14 protein-coding genes and 1 pseudogene are annotated in these 20349 nt (G+C 43.5%); all 15 read right to left on the reverse strand.

All coding sequences use genetic code 11. The features are described 5' to 3' along the window. The 15 genes and pseudogenes from KQP79_RS18400 to KQP79_RS18470 all read right to left on the reverse strand — a co-directional run bounded on the left by KQP79_RS18400 (position 1) and on the right by KQP79_RS18470 (position 20294). The gene (locus tag KQP79_RS18400; RefSeq protein WP_004304216.1) at positions 1–651 is read right to left on the reverse strand and encodes a CDP-alcohol phosphatidyltransferase family protein; all 651 of its coding nucleotides are present in this window, start codon (positions 649–651) and stop codon (positions 1–3) included. A 104-nt stretch (positions 652–755) separates the two neighbouring features. Then, positions 756–1223 carry a GtrA family protein gene (locus KQP79_RS18405; protein ID WP_004311318.1) on the reverse strand — a complete coding sequence of 156 codons (468 nt, stop codon included), beginning with the start codon at positions 1221–1223 and terminating at the stop codon, positions 756–758. Positions 1224–1237: 14 nt separating this feature from the next. Further along, positions 1238–1717, reverse strand: a complete 480-nt coding sequence (locus KQP79_RS18410) for a phosphatidylglycerophosphatase A (RefSeq protein WP_004314279.1) — start codon at positions 1715–1717, stop codon at positions 1238–1240. A 161-nt stretch (positions 1718–1878) separates the two neighbouring features. Next, positions 1879–3168, reverse strand: a complete 1290-nt coding sequence (locus KQP79_RS18415; RefSeq protein ID WP_004314280.1) for an inositol-3-phosphate synthase — start codon at positions 3166–3168, stop codon at positions 1879–1881. Between the two features lie 108 nt (positions 3169–3276). Next, positions 3277–5829, reverse strand: a complete 2553-nt coding sequence (locus KQP79_RS18420) for a DUF5686 and carboxypeptidase-like regulatory domain-containing protein (protein WP_138343391.1) — start codon at positions 5827–5829, stop codon at positions 3277–3279. A gap of 97 nt (positions 5830–5926) precedes the next feature. After that, complete coding sequence (locus KQP79_RS18425) at positions 5927–7219, reverse strand: sensor histidine kinase (RefSeq protein ID WP_004304220.1); 1293 nt, start codon at positions 7217–7219, stop codon at positions 5927–5929. A gap of 54 nt (positions 7220–7273) precedes the next feature. Then, on the reverse strand, positions 7274–8623 hold the full coding sequence (locus tag KQP79_RS18430; RefSeq protein ID WP_008648745.1) for a sigma-54-dependent transcriptional regulator: 1350 nt from the start codon (positions 8621–8623) through the stop codon (positions 7274–7276). A 443-nt stretch (positions 8624–9066) separates the two neighbouring features. Then, positions 9067–10545, reverse strand: a complete 1479-nt coding sequence (locus tag KQP79_RS18435; protein ID WP_004300692.1) for a TolC family protein — start codon at positions 10543–10545, stop codon at positions 9067–9069. Between the two features lie 129 nt (positions 10546–10674). After that, positions 10675–13286 (reverse strand): annotated as a pseudogene (locus KQP79_RS18440) (ABC transporter substrate binding protein). A gap of 84 nt (positions 13287–13370) precedes the next feature. Further along, a complete protein-coding gene (locus KQP79_RS18445; RefSeq protein ID WP_061447532.1) occupies positions 13371–14624 on the reverse strand; it encodes an ABC transporter permease in 1254 nt (417 codons plus the stop codon). A 29-nt stretch (positions 14625–14653) separates the two neighbouring features. Further along, positions 14654–15943, reverse strand: coding sequence for an ABC transporter permease (locus KQP79_RS18450; protein WP_004300698.1), 1290 nt, complete (start codon positions 15941–15943; stop codon positions 14654–14656). 96 nt (positions 15944–16039) lie between these two features. Further along, entirely contained in the window at positions 16040–16666 is a 627-nt protein-coding gene (locus tag KQP79_RS18455) for a GIN domain-containing protein (RefSeq protein WP_004311326.1), read from the reverse strand. A gap of 66 nt (positions 16667–16732) precedes the next feature. Further along, the gene (locus tag KQP79_RS18460; RefSeq protein ID WP_004311327.1) at positions 16733–17398 is read right to left on the reverse strand and encodes an ABC transporter ATP-binding protein; all 666 of its coding nucleotides are present in this window, start codon (positions 17396–17398) and stop codon (positions 16733–16735) included. Between the two features lie 17 nt (positions 17399–17415). Beyond that, positions 17416–18663, reverse strand: coding sequence for an efflux RND transporter periplasmic adaptor subunit (locus KQP79_RS18465; protein ID WP_004311328.1), 1248 nt, complete (start codon positions 18661–18663; stop codon positions 17416–17418). Positions 18664–18896: 233 nt separating this feature from the next. Continuing rightward, positions 18897–20294: an NAD(P)/FAD-dependent oxidoreductase gene (locus KQP79_RS18470; RefSeq protein ID WP_004311329.1), complete on the reverse strand. Its 1398-nt coding sequence runs from the start codon at positions 20292–20294 to the stop codon at positions 18897–18899. Positions 20295–20349 lie beyond the last annotated feature (55 nt).

Genomic DNA, 20349 nt, shown 5'->3' on the forward strand with positions numbered 1-20349 from the left:
TCATTCTTTCATCGCTTTGTAGCAATGTCTCACACGAGCAAATGCCGTGATATTGGCAAACAGGGCAACAAAAGCCAGAGGAACAATCATAATCAGGATTGGTTCGAAAACGGTGATATCTTTGAAAACGCCACAGAACAAAGCTCCGAGACTGGTCAGCACTACGCGTTCCGGACGTTGCATGAATCCGACTTTACATTCAATTCCTAAGCCTTCGGCACGGGCACGCACGTAGCTTACCATCAGTGAGCCGATTAGTGCCACAAATGCAATGAGTGCATAAAGGAAATAATCTTTCATTGATAAATAGTAACAGATACCAAAGAAAGTCATCAATTCACTGTAACGGTCGAGTACTGAATCGTAAAGCGCACCGAACTTGGAACTCATGTTGCCTAGGCGAGCTACACGTCCGTCCATCATATCGAACAGTCCGGCAAACAAAATCACACCTCCTGCCCAGCCGATAATGGCCAAATCGTTCTGTCCGCCATATATGCCGGCATATACAAACATACCTGCCGCTACTACATTCAGGATAAATCCGGTAGTGGTGATAAAGTTAGGAGTGATTCCTATTTTAATCATTCCGCGTATCAGGGGATTGATAATCTTATAAATCAACTGTTGTAAATAATCTCTGTAATTCATCTGTTTAAATCTGTTTATAGCTATTTTTATCTAAATCTTCTGTTTTCTCAATCTGTATATATCTAATTCTTTCGTTTTCTCATCAGTCTTTTCAATCCGTTTTTTCAGTTTCTTTTTCCGAATAAACTTCTGATATCTATATTCCGGTAAACAAAAAAGCGCTGCATATTATAATTCCAAAACAGTGCCACGATGATTGCCACTACCACTTTAGGGATAATGAAGAAATCTCCGAAATACAGGCTAAGTGTGTTGCGTACCCAGGGAATCTTCGCCAATGATTCCGTCAGTGCATACGTTCCCCACGTATTGAGCCAAACGCTGCAAACCCATACAAGGATAAATTTTACAGCAACGTGTGTTTTCTTTCCTTTCGATTTAAAAGTCCATTTATAGTTGATAACGCAATTAACGATTCCTCCATAGATAGCCCCCGCCAGGGTGGCATATACATAGTAGACATCAAACAGCCTGACCAGAAGAATCGTAACGAGAAAGTCTGCAATAGTTGCCATTTGAGCAGAAAGCTGCGCCCTCAAAAACATGAAGATGCCGCCTTTCTGGGAAATCATCCGTGCAACTTTTTTCAGCCAATCACCCATCTCGCTCCCACTAACAATATAAAACTATACACTCCCGCCAAAACATCGTCCATCATGACCCCTACTCCACCTTTCAGGCTTTCCATACGACGTATGCCCAACGGTTTGGCTATATCAAAGATACGGAACAGGGCAAAAGCCGCAATCACGTACCAAAACCATTTGTCATCATTGGGAACAGCCAACAACGGTATCCACACTCCCACCATCTCATCTACTACCACACGCGAAGGATCTTCTCCCCAATAAGTCTCCAGCTTATCGGCAGCCCAAATGCCGGCGAATATAAATACAATCACCAAAGCGGCAGTCAGCCATAATACCCAAGAGAAAGGAAGGAGAAAATAAAGTGCAATCCAAATGATAGAAGCCAGTAACGCCCCAGCCGTGCCGGGAGCAAAAGGAGAAAAACCGGAGCCAAAGCCCGTGCCTATAAAAACAGGTAGAAAGGGAGGACGCTTCATTTATTACTAATTACTAATTACAAACTACGAGTCGGTTGTGTCACGAGTCCCCCAACGAATGGGGAATTTGTACAATAAAAAAGTAAAAGTTGAGGTTGAGCATCCACCAGTCTTTATAGGATGGTAAATCTCAATCTCAACTTATTATTTGGGGTTACTGATTAAGCTAAGTAATCAGGTTCTTTTTCACCAATCATGTTACGCAATGTCTGTTTTACCATTCTCCATTGTGTAAACAAGTCGTGTTCGGGCTGATGTTCGAAATCGTGCATCGGACTCTTGCAGAAGAATGACAACCAAGTCTGGATGCCACACATGCCTGCACGCATTGCCAAGTCGCTGAACAACACAAGGTCAAGAGCGATAGGAGCTGCAAGGATAGAGTCGCGGCAAAGGAAGTTCACCTTGATTTCCATCGGGTAGCCCATCCATCCGAAGATGTCGATGTTGTCCCATGCTTCTTTGTTGTCTTTGCGGGGAGGATAGTAGTTGATACGTACTTTATGATAAACATCTCCGTAGAGATCCGGATATTTTTCTGGTTCGAAGATAGTGTCGATTACAGACAGCTTGCTGACTTCTTTTGTCTTGAAGTTATCCGGATCATCGAGCACTTCACCATCGCGGTTACCGAGGATATTGGTAGAGAACCAACCGTTCACACCCAGCATACGGGTTTTGAACATCGGAGCCAATACGGTTTTCATCAGTGTCTGACCACTCTTGAAGTCTTTACCGGAGATAGGTACATTCTTTTGTTTAGAGAATTCCCACATAGCAGGAGTATCCACACACAAGTTAGGAGCCCCCATTACGAACGGAGCACCTTCTGCAATAGCAGCATACGCGTAACACATACTCGGAGAAATCACGTCTGTATTGTTTTCCTTCATTGCTTTCTCTAAAGCAGCGAGTGACATGTGTTCGTCAGACAGCGGAATGTAAATTTCAGTACTTGCAGCCCAAAGCACCACTACGCGTTCGCAGTTGTTAGCAGCTTTGAAGTCGCGGATATCCTGACGAAGTTGTTCTACCATTTCCCAACGGGTAGCAGCCTTCTTCACGTGTGTACCGTTCAGACGTTTTGCCCAGTTGTGATCGAAAGCAGCCGGCATCGGTTTGATAGCTTCCAACTCTTCTTTTACTCCATTCAGGTCTTTTTCTTTCAAAACCTCGGCGTACATAGCAGCTTCGTATGCGTTGTCCGGGAAAATATCCCATCCTCCGAAAACAATGTCTTCCAAATTCGTCAAGGGCACAACGTCCTTGATGAGTTTTTCTTCGTTGTTCTCCATGCGCATTGTGGCTAACTGTGTAATAGATCCTATCGGTTTTGCCAGTCCCTTGCGAGAGGCTAGTGTACCTACAATCATCGTGGTAGCTACCGCACCACCCACTCCGACTACCAGTACGCCAAGACGCCCGGTAGCGGGTTTAATTTCTTGTTTCATTTCTATTCTATTAAAATTAAACTAAAATTGATGCAAAAATAAGATTAATTAATTACTAATACAGTCTTTATTTGTCATATAAACATTGCAATTAGCAGGATTTAACTTTTAAAAGGTCATATGGAGACTTATTCTCAAGCCTGATCTGTCAATCCCGGGCGAATCACGATAAGTGAGCCTCCAGATATAGTCCAAACGTAACACCTTGAAAATGTTTTCAATACCGACACCCGCCTCCACATAAGGTGTTTTTCCCATTGTTTGTGTGTTTTCTATCGGAAAAGCGAACAAACCGTCACTCAAAGCCGGGTTGTTTTTATCGCTCAAATGTCCATATAATCCACGACAGGAAACTATTTCCCTCCATTTTAGTTTTTTCAACAACGGTACCCGGTTGAACAGCCATCCGTTGAGGAAATAAGTAACATCCCACGAGAAATATTCATCGTTCATAAACTCCATCGCATTCATCAACGAGTAAGATTCCGGTTGGATGGTATAAGAAAGGTTGGCATTAGGCATGATAAGCAACGGAAAAGGTACTTTATCCCACACTTTACCTGCTTTTAGTATAACGTCCGTATAGCCGAACGCGGAAAACCAGAAACGTTTCTGAATACCGGCTTCGGTATGATTGTAAGTGTAATCGCTGCCCAACACTCCTTTTCCGGCAATGGTATGAGACAAGGTAAACACCGGTGCATCCAACGATACGGGAAAACGGTTCCATTGGGTCTGGAAGAATTTCTCGTTCGGAGCATAACGCAGTTTCAACTCTGCCGCACTGACAGAGAAATCTTTTACCGGGGTGTAGGTATCTCCTTCTTTCTTTAAAAAAGGAATCAGGTAGGAGGACTCATCTTTCCGTGTACGCGCTGTCAACTGGAAAGAAAAGCCGGAATAAAACTCATTGGTATAGGTCATCTCCGCCTGCCGGAAATAGCCGATACGGTCGTCCTTCTCACGTTTCAAGGCCAGGAACACATTGTCTTTGCTTGTATACAGGTAATTTTGTCCATACTGGTTCACATCTGATTCGTAACGCAATTTCAATGAATGGATAGGAAATTCATTGGCGTATTCTTTCTTCTTCTTGAAAGAATATTCCAGTTCCGCCAATCCTTTCACTCTTTCATCTTTAAACCCGTAAGCCACATATCCTTTGCCAAACAGGTGCGGATTGAGCCAGGCGGTAGTCATACCTCCGGCACGGATACGGGGGCCTTCCAATGTGTTACCGCTGATAGTGGCATTCATCGGGCCGATATAGAAAAGTGGTGCTTCTTTGGAGGTGGGAATATATCCCGTAAAGAGAATGGAAAGCACTTTCTCCGTCCAGTAATACACCGGATAACTGCGTAATTGTGTCATCAGGCGGTCTACCGAGTTTTCCTGCTGGGAGATGGCGGCTTGCGGACGATTCTCCGCCCAGAATGATTCGGGACGCGACAGGGCTTCCGTCTCTTCAATAATACGTTCGGGTTTGGTGAAGGCTTTGTCGGCTTCAGCAGTCGGCGTAAAGGTGTAGTTGCTGTAATCCGCTACCCGGCGGGCAAAAATACCGTCCTGTCCTTCGGTCAGTTTAAACTCAACAGTGATACTTTCATGATCGAGCAGGCGTGTGCCGTCTTCAGCGCGCTTAAATTCCTGTTCGAGCAACATGTAGTCTACAAAGTTCAGGTTTATCTTTTTGGGAAAGTTGAATACGGCACGTTTAACAAAGTAGGTAGAGTCGAGCGTCACATACAGGTGTCCGTTGAAACCGAAAGACTCGGAATTAAAAGGCGTGAAAGCGAGGTCTGCACAAAGCTCTCCGGCAATCTGCAACGTGTCCATCAGGTAATATTTATAAAAGCCTGTGCCGATACGGGACAAGGGACTGACAAACTTATTCGTAAACAGGGAAATGTTGTTTTCGTAGATATCGACGTCTTTGAAGACTTCATTGATGGCTGCCTGCATCCCTTGTTTAGAGAGAAACTCATCGACACCGGCCTGTTTGCGTCCTTTCACCCATTGCTTCTCGGAACGGGGAGATTTCCGGTAATAGTCTGTGGCAAGCAGTTCACGGGCTGATACCGTCAGAATCGGTTTACCGGTAACGGCAGAAGTATCTACATATTCTGTCAGGAAATCAAATTTACGATATAGCCATTTTTTCTGTTTCTCTTCATCGAAGTTATTCAACGCAAAGGTGGTCTTTTCATAACGTTCGCGTTGCCAGAAGTCTTTCTCGTAGGGAGAGTAGTTGTCACGGCTTTCAATCATGCGGCGGACAAATTCTACGGCGGGATTATCTTTCTTCCGGTAGTGCTCACGTTTGGGTTTGACTACCACTTCACCAAGCGCGTATTCGGTAGGCGCAAGTGCTACTTTATAGGATGCATTACGGGCAGGGCGAATGGTGCGGACATAGTCATTATATCCGATTACAGAGATTACAAGCACTGCTTCGGAGCGGTGGGTTTTGAAGTAAAAGCGTCCGTCGCTTCCGGTAGTAGTTCCTTCGGTCGTGTCTTTTAAGCGTACAGATGCATAAGGCAAAGGTTCTTTGGTCAGAGAATCAGTCACCACCCCTTGTACCACATACTGCGCACTGAGCGGAATACTGATAGCCAATAAAAGAAAGAGCGTCAATGTGCCTTTTTTCATTAATCTCATACCTTAAATCCTATTGAATTGAGCGGGGCAAAGGTAGGAGTGATTTCAAGACAAAAAAAGGTCTATTTGACGGAAGAAATGTTCTTATTTGACACAATTAGGGGAAAGTAATACGGAATCGGGTCAGTCCGTCGGCATAGGTTCGCAAAGAGAATGTGCACCCATGACGCATCAGTACTTCGCGAATAAAGATGAGTCCGATTCCCTGACCGTTCGGTTTGGTAGAGAAGAAAGGACTGAACAGTTTAGCTTCTGTTTCTTTGCTGATTCCCTGACCGTTATCTATCACTTCAACAGTAGCCGGAGCGAGGGTGCGGACTATTATTTCCCCATCGGCTTCAATGCTTTCCGCTGCATTTTTGATGATATTTACGAGTACTTGCTCAAACAAAGCGGCATCCAGCATCACATCTTTCAGACTTTCGTCTATTTCCATGCGGAGTGTGATGCGACGGTCATTACACATTCCTTCCATAAACCGCTTGCAGGTGAAAACCAAATCATTCAGATTGACAGAAGAGAGTGTCGGTTCGGGGATTTTCACCACATCGGCAAAACGGGTGATGAAACGACTCATCGAGAAACAACGGTCGGTACATACACGCATCACGTCGCAGATGTCTTCCATTCCTTCTTCGCTGGAAAGGGCTTGTTCTACCGTATCCAGTGTGGAAGTAATGCCGGCAGTCGTGTTGTTCACTTCGTGGGCAATCATGCGAATCACTTTCTCGTATGCTTTCTTTTCCGCTTTCATCACTTCGTCGGTGAGAGTTTCTACCAAGTAGAAAGGATGCTGAAATCCACGATCAATGAAAGAAGAATGAGTACACCGGTAGATATTCGAGTCGTTCAGACGGACGGTTACCTTCTCTCCTTTCGGGAGGTTGGCTAATTCCACCGCTAACGGAGAATCAATCTCTTTCATCTTCTTGCCTTGTACGTCTTCCAAACGAACACCCAGCATTTTCAGAGCCATCGGATTCAATTCCGAAAGGTCTTCATCAAGGGAAGTTATAATCACTCCCATCGGAGAAGCTTTAATCAGCAAATCAAGAAAATTATTCTGTTCACGCAGGCGGAGACGTTCATTCTTGAGTTGTTCCATCATGCGGTTGAAGATATTCACCACACGATCGGCCTCATATTGGCCTACAGGACTAAGACGACTACTGAAATCCTGCTCACGCAACAGTTCCATACCGCTTCCGATTGTATTCAACGGCTTCACAATCTTACGATAGAAAAAGGTCAGATAAATGAGGATGAAAAGTATCAGCCCCTCCCCTATGTAGAAAAAGATTGTATTCAGTTGACTGGAAAGGAACAGCAATACACTACCTAATGCCAGCAGCAGAAAGACTAGTATGTAAAAGAATCCTTTTATACGCACGTTATCTGTGGTTAACGGTTAATCTTAATATTATTAGGCACGTGCCTAAATTTATCACATTGTTATATTATATTTTTCGAGACGACGATAGAGTGCTGCACGGCTGATACCCAATGCCGTAGCTACCTGACTCAAATTTCCTTTGTAACGGTCCAACGCCTGAAGAATGGTCTGGCGTTCTATTTCATCCAAAGTCATACCGGCCAGAGCTGCGCCTTCGGTCACTCTTGCGTCATCGTGGCGAATATACTGCGCATCAAAATCGGAAGCATCAAGCAGCGGTTTACCACTTACCAGAATGGTACGTTCCACCAAGTTCTTCAATTCACGAATATTCCCCGGATAGGGCAATCGGCTCAAGAATTGCAGGGCATCGGCAGAGAACTCCGTACGGGGCAATCCGTTGGTTACCGCCTGACGGTCGGCAAAATGACGTGCCAGCAAAGGAATATCTTCACGACGTTCGCGCAGGGCCGGCAGTTTCACTGTTATCAGATTGATACGATAGAAGAGGTCTTCACGAAAAGTACGTTCGCCTACCATTTTGCGCAAATCGGCATTGGTGGCTGATACTACCCGGATATCCGTCTTGCGCGGACGGCTGTCGCCGAGCACTTCAAATGTCTGATCCTGCAATACACGCAGTAACTTCACCTGGCACGAAGGGTCGAGATCACCTATTTCATCCAGGAAAATCGTCCCTTTGTTTGCCATTTCAAAACGTCCGATACGGTCTGCGGAAGCATCGGTAAAAGCTCCTTTCTTGTGTCCGAACATTTCACTTTCGAACAAGCTTTGGGAGATACCTCCAAGATTCACTTTCACAAAGGGATGTTTGGCACGCTGACTGTTGATATGAATGGCCTCGGCTATCAATTCCTTACCTGTCCCGCTTTCCCCTGTAATGAGAACAGAGGCATTGGTCTTTGCTATGCGGGCAATCGTATTCAACACATCCATCAATCCCTGGCTACGCCCGATGATGTGGCTGCGGTCGAAAGAATCGCTCTGTTCCTGCGTTGGTTCCTGTGGAGTGCCCGAAAGTTGGAGTGCCGTTTCGATGCGTTGCAACAAGGCAGCATTATTCCAGGGCTTCGTTATGAAATCAAAAGCTCCTGCCTGCATTCCTTGCACAGCAAGTTGGATACTTCCCCAAGCAGTCATCAATATCACCGGTGTTTCGGGACGGAATATTTTTACTTGTTTGAGTAGGGTCAAACCCTCCTCACCCGTTGTAGAAAGAGTGAAGTTCATATCCATCAGGATTAAATCCGGAGCTACGGAACGTACCACTTCCATAGCTTCCCGTGGACCGGGAACGGTCTGTACTTCATATCCTGCCCGCTTCAACATGAAGCTAAGCGAAGAACGCACTGCGCTGTCATCGTCAATTATCAGAATCATAGTTATATTTGAGTTTTGCCCAGTCAATTAACAACTTTGTCTCACACTCCAAAGGTACTAATAAATAGTTTGCTACCAAATGATTGATATATAAATCACGGAATGCACGCTTCAATAATACAAGTTACGTAATAAAGCTGTTTTCTTATTATTGTATTTAAGATTTTCCACTGCACTAAATAAAGATTTTCAGTACAGTAATTTATAATTGTTTATGCAGTCGAGTAATTATCCAGTTACAATGGGACAAAAGTCACCTTATAGAGTGATAAATATCATCTTATAAGATGACTATTGGCACTCTATAATATGACCACCTGTCTCCGAAAGGATTAAAACTCTTAAGATACGAAATTAATTCGTAAAAAGCAAGAACGGAATAGAAAATAATACTATTTACTGCAAGTTCCTCCATAAGATTCAAAAGCTTTTTCCTACCCTTTCTATTGCCGGATGATTTCATCAAAATCAGCTTCAAGTTCGGTATTGGTACGAAAATCCCATAGCGTCAGACTGCGAATCTGATAATAGTAATACCAATAATAATAGAGTTCGGAAATATGTTTCTGTCTTGCCTCATCTTTAGAGTTCTGCGCATCATTCAGGTCTAAGGTATTAATTTTGCCTATCAGGAAAGTTTCAATACTGGTCTTATAACGTTGCTGTGCAATTGCATCGGCTTCCTTCGCTATGTCCAACTGCTGTGCCTGATTATTGAAATGCTCCACCAACAGAAAAATGTCCTGATTGAAGTTGATCTGTTCCTGACGAATTTTTGAAAGCACTACATCCCGGTTGCTCTTGGCTACCCGGACTTTCCCACGGCGTTTTCCCCAATCGAGAATCGGAATCTTAACGCCTACCTGAACAATCTGATTATCCTGCAGGTTCCTGTAAACGGCCGGAAAATTCCGGTTCTCACCCGTATATCCTACGCTTGCAAACAAATCGACACTACGCAAATTTCCGCGTGCGGTAGCTACCTCATAGTCGGCTTCCAACTGGCGGCGACGGATATTCTGTGCAAAAGAATTACGTTCCAATGCTTTATTTAACACCTGATTGTACTCCATCCTCGGGCCATCCACAGCTTCGGGAAGAACCGGGTTTAGTACTTCATCCTCTCCTACTCCCAAAAAGGCACGGAGCTGGAACATCTTGGCATTGAGATCACTCTCTGCCTCCGTCAATGCAGCTTTCGCATTTAAAGCGGAGAGTTTCAACTGCAAGAGTTCATTCTCGGAAATTTGCCCCATTTTGCGTTTGGCAAGGGCTACTTCATAAAGGTGGTCGGCGTTTGTCTGGTTCTGTTTCGCCGTGCCAAGATTTTCTTTTGCCAACAAAAGATTAAAGTAATAAGTGATGGCACGCATCGTCACTTCTTCGGTAGCAGTGATAAAAGCTGCTTTCGCTTCGGCATAACGAACCGGTTCGATGCGTCTGTTCCACTTTATATTATTGACTCCAAAGATGGGTTGTGTAAGTTGTAATGTGACAGGAACCGACATAAAATGCCGGTCTCCTCCGGCTCCCAATTGCTTGATATAGTCGAGAGAGGAAGTCAGCGAGAGTTTACCACCGGTAAGCCAGATGTTTTGATCGATAGAAAGATCACCGGTAAGCCCCAATGTGTTATTACGGACGAAACCGTAAGAACCGTCCGAATTTTGATAGGAACTATACGATTTGTTATAATTGGGCAGGGTTCCGGTCAAGTTGACTTCCGGCAGAAGATCAGCACGAAAGGTACGAAATTCCCAATAGGCCGTTTTCAATTCATTCAAGGCAACAGCAGCGTCAACAGATTGAATACGCGCCATAGCAATAGCTTCATTCAAGGTTATTTCCCTTTCCTTCTGTGCCGACAATGCCAACGGCAGGCAAACGGCAGCAAGAGCAAACAATATACTTTTCTTTTTCATTATACACAGTATTTTCCACTATGAGAGAATCAAACGATGTGCCAAAAAAGTAAAGTTTTTATTATCAACAGATTAGAAAATAAGAAAAGTGTCCATTTTCGGACACTATGCCCAAAAGTGAACGTTCGATTATTCGCAGTAGTTAGGAAGGCGCACAGTGAAACGAGTGCCTTTACCTACTTCGGAGGTGACGGAGATGGTACCATTCAGACGTTCGATGATGGTCTGACAAATACTTAATCCCAAACCTGCTCCTTGGGTGAAATTATCGACTTTATAGAATCGTTCGAATATATGACGGATACCTCTTCTTCAGAAATACCGACTCCGGTATCCTCCACAAAGATGCGGGTGTAGCCGGGAACCTCATCATCTTCATAGCCGAAAGTAATGAAACCGCTGCTCGTAAATTTAGCAGCGTTATTTATCAGATTATTCACGACTTGCTGCAAGCGTACATTATCTGTCGTGAGATATTTCTTATCACTTTCGGGCATACGCAACACCAGTTCTACTCCCGGTGGCATATTCAAGCGTTGAGAATCATGGACGGTCTTTAATAACAGCGGCAGGTTATGCTCGGCGAACATAAATTCCATGGTTCCCGATTCGATACGTGACAAATCAAGAATATCATTAATCAAAGCCAGTAACAGGCCGCAATTCTTATTAATGGTTCCGATAAACTGGGCAATCTCTTCGCTTGTAAAACCACTCGTATCGCTTAGCAAATCGGAGAAACCTACAATCGCATTCAACGGAGTCCGAATCTCGTGACTCATGTTGGCAAGGAACGCCGATTTCAGTTTGTCAGCCTGGAGGGCTTTATCACGAGCCTCTCTCATCTCCTGCTCGGCAGTCTTATATCGCTGGATACTCTGGCAAACACCTAATATATTGTACAATGAATCTTGTGTCAATCCCGTGATTACGGAAGAACGATATTCCCACCATTCATACTCTCCGTTGACATTCCGCTGACGGAAATTCAGACGGGTATTAGAATCTTCTCCTGTCAATGCTCTATTAAATAACGGACTTATTTCCTTCAAATCATCAGGATAGATAGTGCGATCCATTTCATCACGGGAGATGGTAGTAACCGATTCATCGTATCCAAGACGTTTCAAGAAACCTTGCGGGAAAATGAAACAGTTGGTTTCCATATCAAACTGCCACGGATAGATGGAGCTTTCGTCTACTGCCATATCAAAGAAACGCTTCTGCATTTCTTCATTCGAAATATTCCGTGCGGAAAGTGCCATACCGGTAATCGTATCCTTTGAACGGATCGGGACTATTTCCCCCGACACCGGGAAGTATTTATCACTATGCACTTCTTTCATGAAAGCTCCCTGGGGTATCTTCACACTTTCTCCTTTAGCAGCTACCTGCTTCAGCATAGAATGAAGAATATCCTGACCGTTATAATATATCTTGAAGATGCTGCCTGCCATCATTCCTTCATAAAAACGGCCCCCTGAATCATACGGCAAATGCAGCATTTGTAATAAGGAGCGGTTTGTGAAATGAATGTGCAAATCGGTATCATACGTTATCACACCATCACGGATGGAATGAAATACATTATCAAACTCATTACGCTGTTCCACAAGTTTATTCTGCACGAGCAGACGGGTCTGTGCCTGAATCCGTCGTTTGGACTCACGCCGGTTGGCACGCATCAACCACACGATAGAAGCTATCAGCAACGCCAGGATAGACGGATAGAGCAGTATAAAAAGGTATTTATATTTTTCCCAATACGGTTCGTTGACGATGGTTCCGCTAGAGGATACTTTATCAGGGTCAATATGAAAATAATCCAACTGTTTATAGTCATAGATGAATCCCTGCGTGATTTCTGTCACTCCTATTTCTTGGGGAGATGTACCTTTTAAGACTAAAGCAGCCCTTTGAGCTGCCGATAATGCTGAAGCATAACTATCGGAATCGTATGCACAGAATACGCCATTAGTTAACCCCACATTCTGACTCGAAAATACGGGAGCTTTTGAGTTTTTGCCAACGAATGAAAGGAAAGGCGACCATTTAGGAGCAACCACCAGACGTTCGTAGCTGTTACGAGGGTAACAAATAGCAGCAATGATGTGACTCGTTGTATGATTTTGGGTATTATAGACTTTCATTCTATAATCCGGATTGTCTTTTTGAAAGATTTTCCACTCTTCTTCAAAATCTTCAAGGCCTTTGTTACTCAAAAAGCTGTTATCTATCACACATACCACTTCTTTCCGCTGGGGAAATATCTTTTGCGCCTGACGCAATATGACATCAAAATCCGGATTGGCAGTGAACCCGCAAACATTGGGATGAGTAGCAATCAGCTCCATATCAGGATACTTAATGCCGAAAAACACGACCGGTATCTGCAAAGGCAACGAATCTCCACAGGCAAAAAGAGTATAGAAAGCTTCATCACTTGCTGTTATAATCAAATCGGTCTGCCTGTCACGAGCACGCTGACAAAAACGACGCATAATTACTTTCTCGGAGTTGAATGCCCAAAAATCGGCATCAAGATACTCCGTTGTTATATTCACCTTCAGGCCACTTTCTTTAAATCCTTTGACCAACCCCTGATTAAGGTCGCTATGCCAAGGAGTCTGTGAGGTGTATGACTGTATAAACAGGATATTGTATGTACGTTCCGCTGCTGCCGCCTGAATAAGAACAGCAAAAAACAGAACGATAAGCAAACAATAGTAGCGTCGATTCATATAATTAAAGCCTGCGGTGTTTTCAATATTATGCCGACAAAGATACGTTAATTATATTGAAAACAAACAGATAGCCCAAGTTTTTTATTCTTCGCGCAACGCCTCGGCAGGGTGTATGCGAATTACCTGACGAGCAGGAAACCAAATGCCAACGAGAATCATTAAAGACATCAGGAAATAGGTTATGACAAATGTAATAAGAAAACGCACTACTCCCCACTCCATATACCCTTCAGTCAACTCCAGATGGCCGATATTATAACAGATGACGGCGGCAGGCAAAGCAGCCAGAGTCAACAATAGCAATCCTTCTTTATTTAAACGTTGCCAAAGCTGCATCCGGCTGGCCCCGACTGCTATACGAAGCGCAGACTCGGCACGACGGTGCTGCGTACGGAACCAGAAGGTGCCGACAATACCCAACAGGATATTAAGCAATAAGAAGCCCATCATCCAGAAACGTACCTGTACCTGATTATAACTTCCTTGCTGGAAGTCATTCCGCAGATCTTCATAATCATGCACTTTCAGGATGAATAAGTTACCGACACTCAACTGGTTGGCGGACAATTTCATCAAATGTTCCGCAAAGTCTCTGGAAGTCCCCGGTTTCACCCGCAGACAAACTTCTACACTCGAAGGATAAAGTTCATCGTCAAGTTCGACCATTATCTTTTCAGGAAATTCAATGGCTACATACCGATCACTGTAGTTAGGCCAAAAGTCATTGTAACGCACCTTCTTCGAAACTCCCCCTATCTTGTACACTTTCGTAGAATCATCCACATCGACCATTTCTTTACCCAACAGCGTACGATCGCCTTTATAATCTTTGGGCAAGAAATTTTCACCAACAACGACATTGCCATTCTTTAAAGCTTGCACCAACGGCTGATAACCACGCCCATCAGCACTTTGATAACGGAAGACCTGAAAAAAGTCAGGGGTTACCGAACGTCGTAGCGGATTACTAACCAATGTATCGATACGTAACATACTACCGGAATTACTCCCGATATAGGGACGCGCATTATTGGATATTGAAACGGCCTCCACTTCCGGCAATCTCCGGAGACGATTGGTCAACTCGATAATATCTTGTCCTAAAGATGTACTCTTTTGCTCTTTCGAAAGATAAGAATTACTCTTGTCGTTTTTCAGGCTTAGCTCCAAATAATACGTATCGGTAATATCAAATCCTACCGGTTCGTAATAAGTACGCGCTGTCACATACGTCCAGTCGACCACATACCACAGGACCACAAAAACAATTAATAGTTCTGACCACAACCATCCGTTTGACCGGCGCTCGTTCCATATTTGTTTTAATAGTTGCATTTTCTTTAGAATTTAGATGAGTTGAAGAATTATCTTTCGTTGATGGCATCCACAATATTGGTGCGAGTTACTCTCCATGCCGGAATGGCGGCACTTAATAAATTGAGTAGGAAGCAAGCCAGAAATGCCAGCAGGAATACGGTAGGATCGAACAGTAAGTCGACACACATGGTCCGCAAATCTTCCACCCCATTGGATACAAAGTCTACGGAGAAAAGCATTCCTCCCAAAAGGAAAGCGGCGACATAACTTAATACCAGTCCGAGAATTCCTCCGAACAGGGAATAAAGCATATTTTCGGATAGTACCTGCATCATAAGCTCCCGTCTGGGGGCACCAAAGGCTTTTCGCACTCCTATTTCGGAGATACGCTTACGCATGCGTGACAAAGTAAGTCCGGATAAGTTGACGGCAGGAACAATCAATAAGACAAGTAATGTCAGTATGTATTGCCGTACTGCTTCTTTCACAGCAGGAGGATTGTTGGCGGAATAGCGTTGCGCGGCTACGAAATAAGTATCAGGCTGTCCGCGATAGAGTAAATCGAAATTGGGATGCCCTGCCATAAAGATAGCCCGCAAGCGGTCTGCCTCCTGACGAATAGCCGGAAAATCGTCTCTCGATTTAGCCAGTATATAGACGGCAGTCATACCCATGATATTGTCATCGCCCCAAGTGGCTGTGAAGGCACTTGTTGAACTTAAAGGAATCCAAACTTGCGCATAGGCGTACTTCGCCAGTTTAGAGACCGGACGTACCACTCCGCAAACAATATAAGCCGAATGATTCAGAAGGAATGTTTTTCCAACCACTTCTGATGTTCCGAACAAACGGCGAGCCATATCTTCGGAAATCACAGCTTTTGCTGCTCCGGCATCAAAATCGGCATTATCATACGGTTTACCGGATAGAAACTCAAATTCAAATATTTTCCAGAAAGCATCGTCTGTTTGCAACACACTACAACTTTCCATCTCACCTGCCGGTTTAGCAGCCAGCATTGTTTCCTGCCAGATATTGGTTATGGAAACAACTTCGGGAATTGTCATTGCTTTGAAACAAGCCTTTGCCGTATTGTATCCGATAGGGCCATTGCTTTGCCAATTCACGTTGGACTTACTTTGAAGTCCGGCAAACCGGAAAATAAGCATCCGGTCACGATGGGTTTCCGGTGCAAAGGGAGCAATAGTCGCACGTAAAGTAATCACAATTACCATTATCATAGCAATAGCCAAAGCTGTACCAATAATGGAAATAGATGAAAGCAGTTTATTTTCTCCCAACAGATGGAATGCTTGTTTAAAATAGAGTTTTATCATGATCGTTACCAGTATAGAGTTCAGTATATTTCTTACTCGTCTTTTTTATTCTTCTTCGATTAGGTTCCACAGAAGTTCGTCAAAGAACGTTCCATATTAGAAATTCCATCCCTTCTTTGTTATATCCTTACATTTCAGGTTTTTGTAATTGATTTTACCAACACCATCCTTTTTAAAGAATGCAGTATCAGTCTTACCCGATAAAGTGATATTACCTACTCCATCCACTTTAGCCTTGATAAGGCCACAGTCAACATTCATTTTCATATTGCCTACTCCGTCGACATCGAGTTTCAGTTCATCGCAATGAAGATTTTTCACGTTGCAATTTCCCACTCCGTCAAGTTCGAAAGCTATATTTTTAAGATTCAATTTTTCCTTTGCATCAAAGTTCCCTACCCCGTCGATTTTCACTTTACTCAAATCGGGAGCAGTGATGTAAAAAATCAGATTCTTGACATTCTTTACGTTCTTCTCTTTATAATCGATAACCAGTGTGCCGTTCTTCACCGTTACCCGGGTTTTCTCTACAAATTCAGAAGGCCCTCCCAAACGGCAGGTACATTCTGCCGATTGAGCGAAAATAATATTTCCGACAGATTGCAGGTTGATGGCAAAGAAGTCGCCTACATTATAATCTTTACTCACATTTTGTGCCGATAGCGAACAAAAAGCAACACTTAACAGGACAGCTATCGCAACGATAAAAATATTCTTTGTCATGGTGGTTTTTAATTTAGAGAGATATTAATCTATTTTCTATTTAGTTTTATGTATAAAACGCAGGTTCTACTGCACCTGACGTCCGTCAAAGAAACGGATGGTACGCGAAGTCTGCTTCGCCTGTTCTTCATTATGGGTAACCATGACGATGGTGCGTCCGTCTTCTTTATTCAGTCGGTGAAGCAGTTCCATGACTTCGGCTCCCATCCTTGAATCCAAGTTACCTGTCGGCTCATCGGCAAGGATTATTTCGGGATTACCGATAATAGCACGGGCAATAGCTACACGTTGGCACTGCCCACCGGAAAGTTGTGTAGGAAAATGTCTCATACGATGGCTTAACCCTACTTTTTCCAATACCTCTTGCGCCAACCGCTTTCGCTCACTACTGCCAACACGGCGATAAAGTAAAGGCAACTCCACATTATCCATCACATTCAACGAATTAATCAAATGAAAAGACTGAAACACAAAACCAAGCGTTTTATTACGAAAAACGGCCAATTCTTTGTCTTTCATTCCTTCGGTACGTATTCCATTGATTTCCACTATTCCCATGGTAGGTGCGTCAAGTAATCCCATTATATTCAACAATGTAGATTTTCCGCACCCGGAAGGTCCCATTATACTTAGGAATTCTCCACGTTCTACCGTCAGATTCACATTTTCCAACGCTACCGTTTCAATCTCATCAGTACGATAAATTTTGGAAAGAGAGTTCAATGTTATCATAACTTCTAGTATTTAAATTATTTAATCTTCAGCTTATTCTTGTTCTTATATGCACTCATATCGCTTACCACTACCCTGTCACCCGGTTGCAATCCACTCAAAACTTCTACATATTCAAAGTTTGAATCACCCAACTGTATCTTACGTTTGACCAGTTCATTGTCAGAGTTGCAGACAAACAATTCGTATTCACCACGCCCCACATAGAAAGAGCCATTGGCAACACGCATCACATCTTCCTTCACGGCATTCATCACATAAACATCTGTCTTCAATCCGGAGCGCAGACGACGGTGATTATCTTCCTTCAACTGAACCGTGAATGATATGACGCCATTCTTGGATAACGGTGTTACACTGCTGACCGTTCCTTCCAGTTTATCGCTTCCTATCTTAACAATTGCTTTTCCTCCAGCTGCCACACGGTCGCCATACGTATCAGCAATCTCGCCTTCTACCTTAAAATGACTTAAATCGGAAATGATAGCGACTTGTCCGCCTTCGGAAACCTGCGCACCAATCTGGTTATTAATATAGGTAAGAATAGCTTTGCGCGGAGAACGGATTTGCGCATCATCCAAAGTACGTTTCTTTTCGGAAAGGCTCTTGCGGAAGATATTAAAATCAAGCTCCTGAACTTTTAGTTCGGCGGCAGCTACTTCCTTCTCATTTTTATATTGTTGCTGAAGTTGTTCGTACTCTAATTGAGCCACATTATAGCTCAATTCAGCCTGGCGTACCTTATCCGTTGTTCCTGCACCGAGACTGTCCAGATAGTGTTCATTTCTCAACTCCACTTTCATACGACTCAATTTCATTGCCGAAACTTTAATCTGCATCGCCATATCGGAAAGCTTCGTCTGATTATTGACACGAAGCTGATCGAGCTTATACCGACGCATCTGCTCTTCGTCCAGCAACTTTTTATATTCGGTTTCCGTACTCTGAAGATCTAGTTTCAGAATCGGAGTACCTACATCTACGCTATCTCCTCCTTTTTTATAAACTTCAAGAATACGACTGTTGATTGGAGAATTGATTATTTCTTCAAATGCAGGAACCACCTTGCCGGAAGCACTGACACTTACCTCAATAACTCCTGTATCGACTGTGGAAAAGACAAGATCTTTTGCCTCCACTCCTGCCCTTAGTACAGATATAAGTACACCAATGACAACAATACTTGCCACCCCGATGGATGAATAACGAATGATCTTCTTGTTACGTTCTTTCTGACGTATTTCTTTAGGAATTTCTCTGTCCATATCTGATCGTTTACGATTTTATCATGTATCAATTTAGCATTTCATATACCAAATCTATGCCAAAATCATAAGTAATTGATAAATAGAATGTAACAAAAAACAAAGGGTGTCCGATATCGGACACCCTGTACGAATTTACTGTTCAGAATATGAATCTATCCACCTGTCGGCGGAAGGTCAGTATACCTGGATAATGCCGGATTGTCAACTACGGTATAATGACTTCTCATTGACTATTTTTTCTCTTGTTCGGAAGCTTGCTGAATCTCCTGCGGAGAGTGTTGCTTCGGTTCCTGTATCAGTTCTTTTCCCCAATGGGTAGTTTCCTCCACCTTTTCACGATCACGAATCTCTTTTGCTTTACGGGCATAGACAATCATACGCATAGACTGATCGTAAGTGAAATAATTCCATACCCAATTCAAGAGTACAATAACCTTATTGCGTACTCCAAGGATAGAACGCAGATGAACAACGAGCCACATCACCCAGGCAAACCATCCCTGCATCTTTACTTTACTAAACTCTGCTACGGCACGATTGCGCCCGACAGTCGCCATCGAACCTAAATTGCGGTAATGGAAAGGTTTCATTTCCTGTCCTTTCTCCATACGAATCAGATTCTTTGCCAATAGTTCTCCTTGCTGGATCGCCACTTGTGCCAGTTGAGGATGCCCGTTCGGGTAATTTTCATCAGCTAACTGAATACATTGGTCGCCAATAGCAAACACATTATTCATCCCTTCTACACGGTTAAATGAATCGACTTTAATACGTCCTCCACGCCCAATCAGAGAGGCATCCAGATTTCCGATAGTCACACCGGTGACACCACTCACCCAGATAAAAGTACGCGTGGCAATCTCTGTACCATCTTCGAGTACTACTTTATGGTCACGATAATCCACAACGCGTTTATTCAACAGGATATTTACTCCCATTTCACGGAGAAACTGTTCAGCATGTGCAGATGATTCTTCCGACATTCCGGCAAGCAATCGCGGCCCGGCTTCAATCAAATAGATGTGCATCAGACTGCTGGACATATCAGGATAATCATTCGGCAAGACAAATTTCTTCATCTCGGAAAGTATTCCGGCTACTTCTATCCCGGTAGCTCCACCTCCCACAATTACAATATTCAATAACTCTTGTTGTTCCTGCTTCGTTGAACAGGTCAGCGCTCGTTCCAGATTAGCCAGAAGAGCGTTTCGCAATCCCATCGCTTCTGACACATTTTTCATCGGCATGGCTTCCTCTTCGATATGTTTATTACCGAAATAGTTGGTTGTAGTACCTGCTGCTAACACCAGATAGTCATATTCTGCTTTTCCGATGGAAGTCTGTATCATATTCTTTTCCGGGAAAATGGCACGTACTTCCGCCATACGGAAAAAGAAATCTTTCCGATGCTGGAATATTTTACGGAAGGGGAAGGATATGGAAGTTGGCTCCATACCAGCCGAAGCCACCTGATAAATCAAAGGAGGAAACTGATGATAGTTGTTTTTATCTATCAATACGACTTGAAAGCCTGACTTTTTCAGCTTGTTAGCCAGTTTCAAGCCACCGAAACCACCGCCTACTATGACGACACGTTTCTTATTACTTTTTGCAATGTTTAGACTCATATTCTAATCATGTTTTATCAAGATAATAACACATGAATGAGTCATTAAGTTTCCG

Origin of the sequence: Bacteroides sp. DH3716P (genome assembly GCF_025914115.1) — a bacterium.
GTDB classification, from domain to species: Bacteria; Bacteroidota; Bacteroidia; order Bacteroidales; family Bacteroidaceae; genus Bacteroides; species Bacteroides ovatus.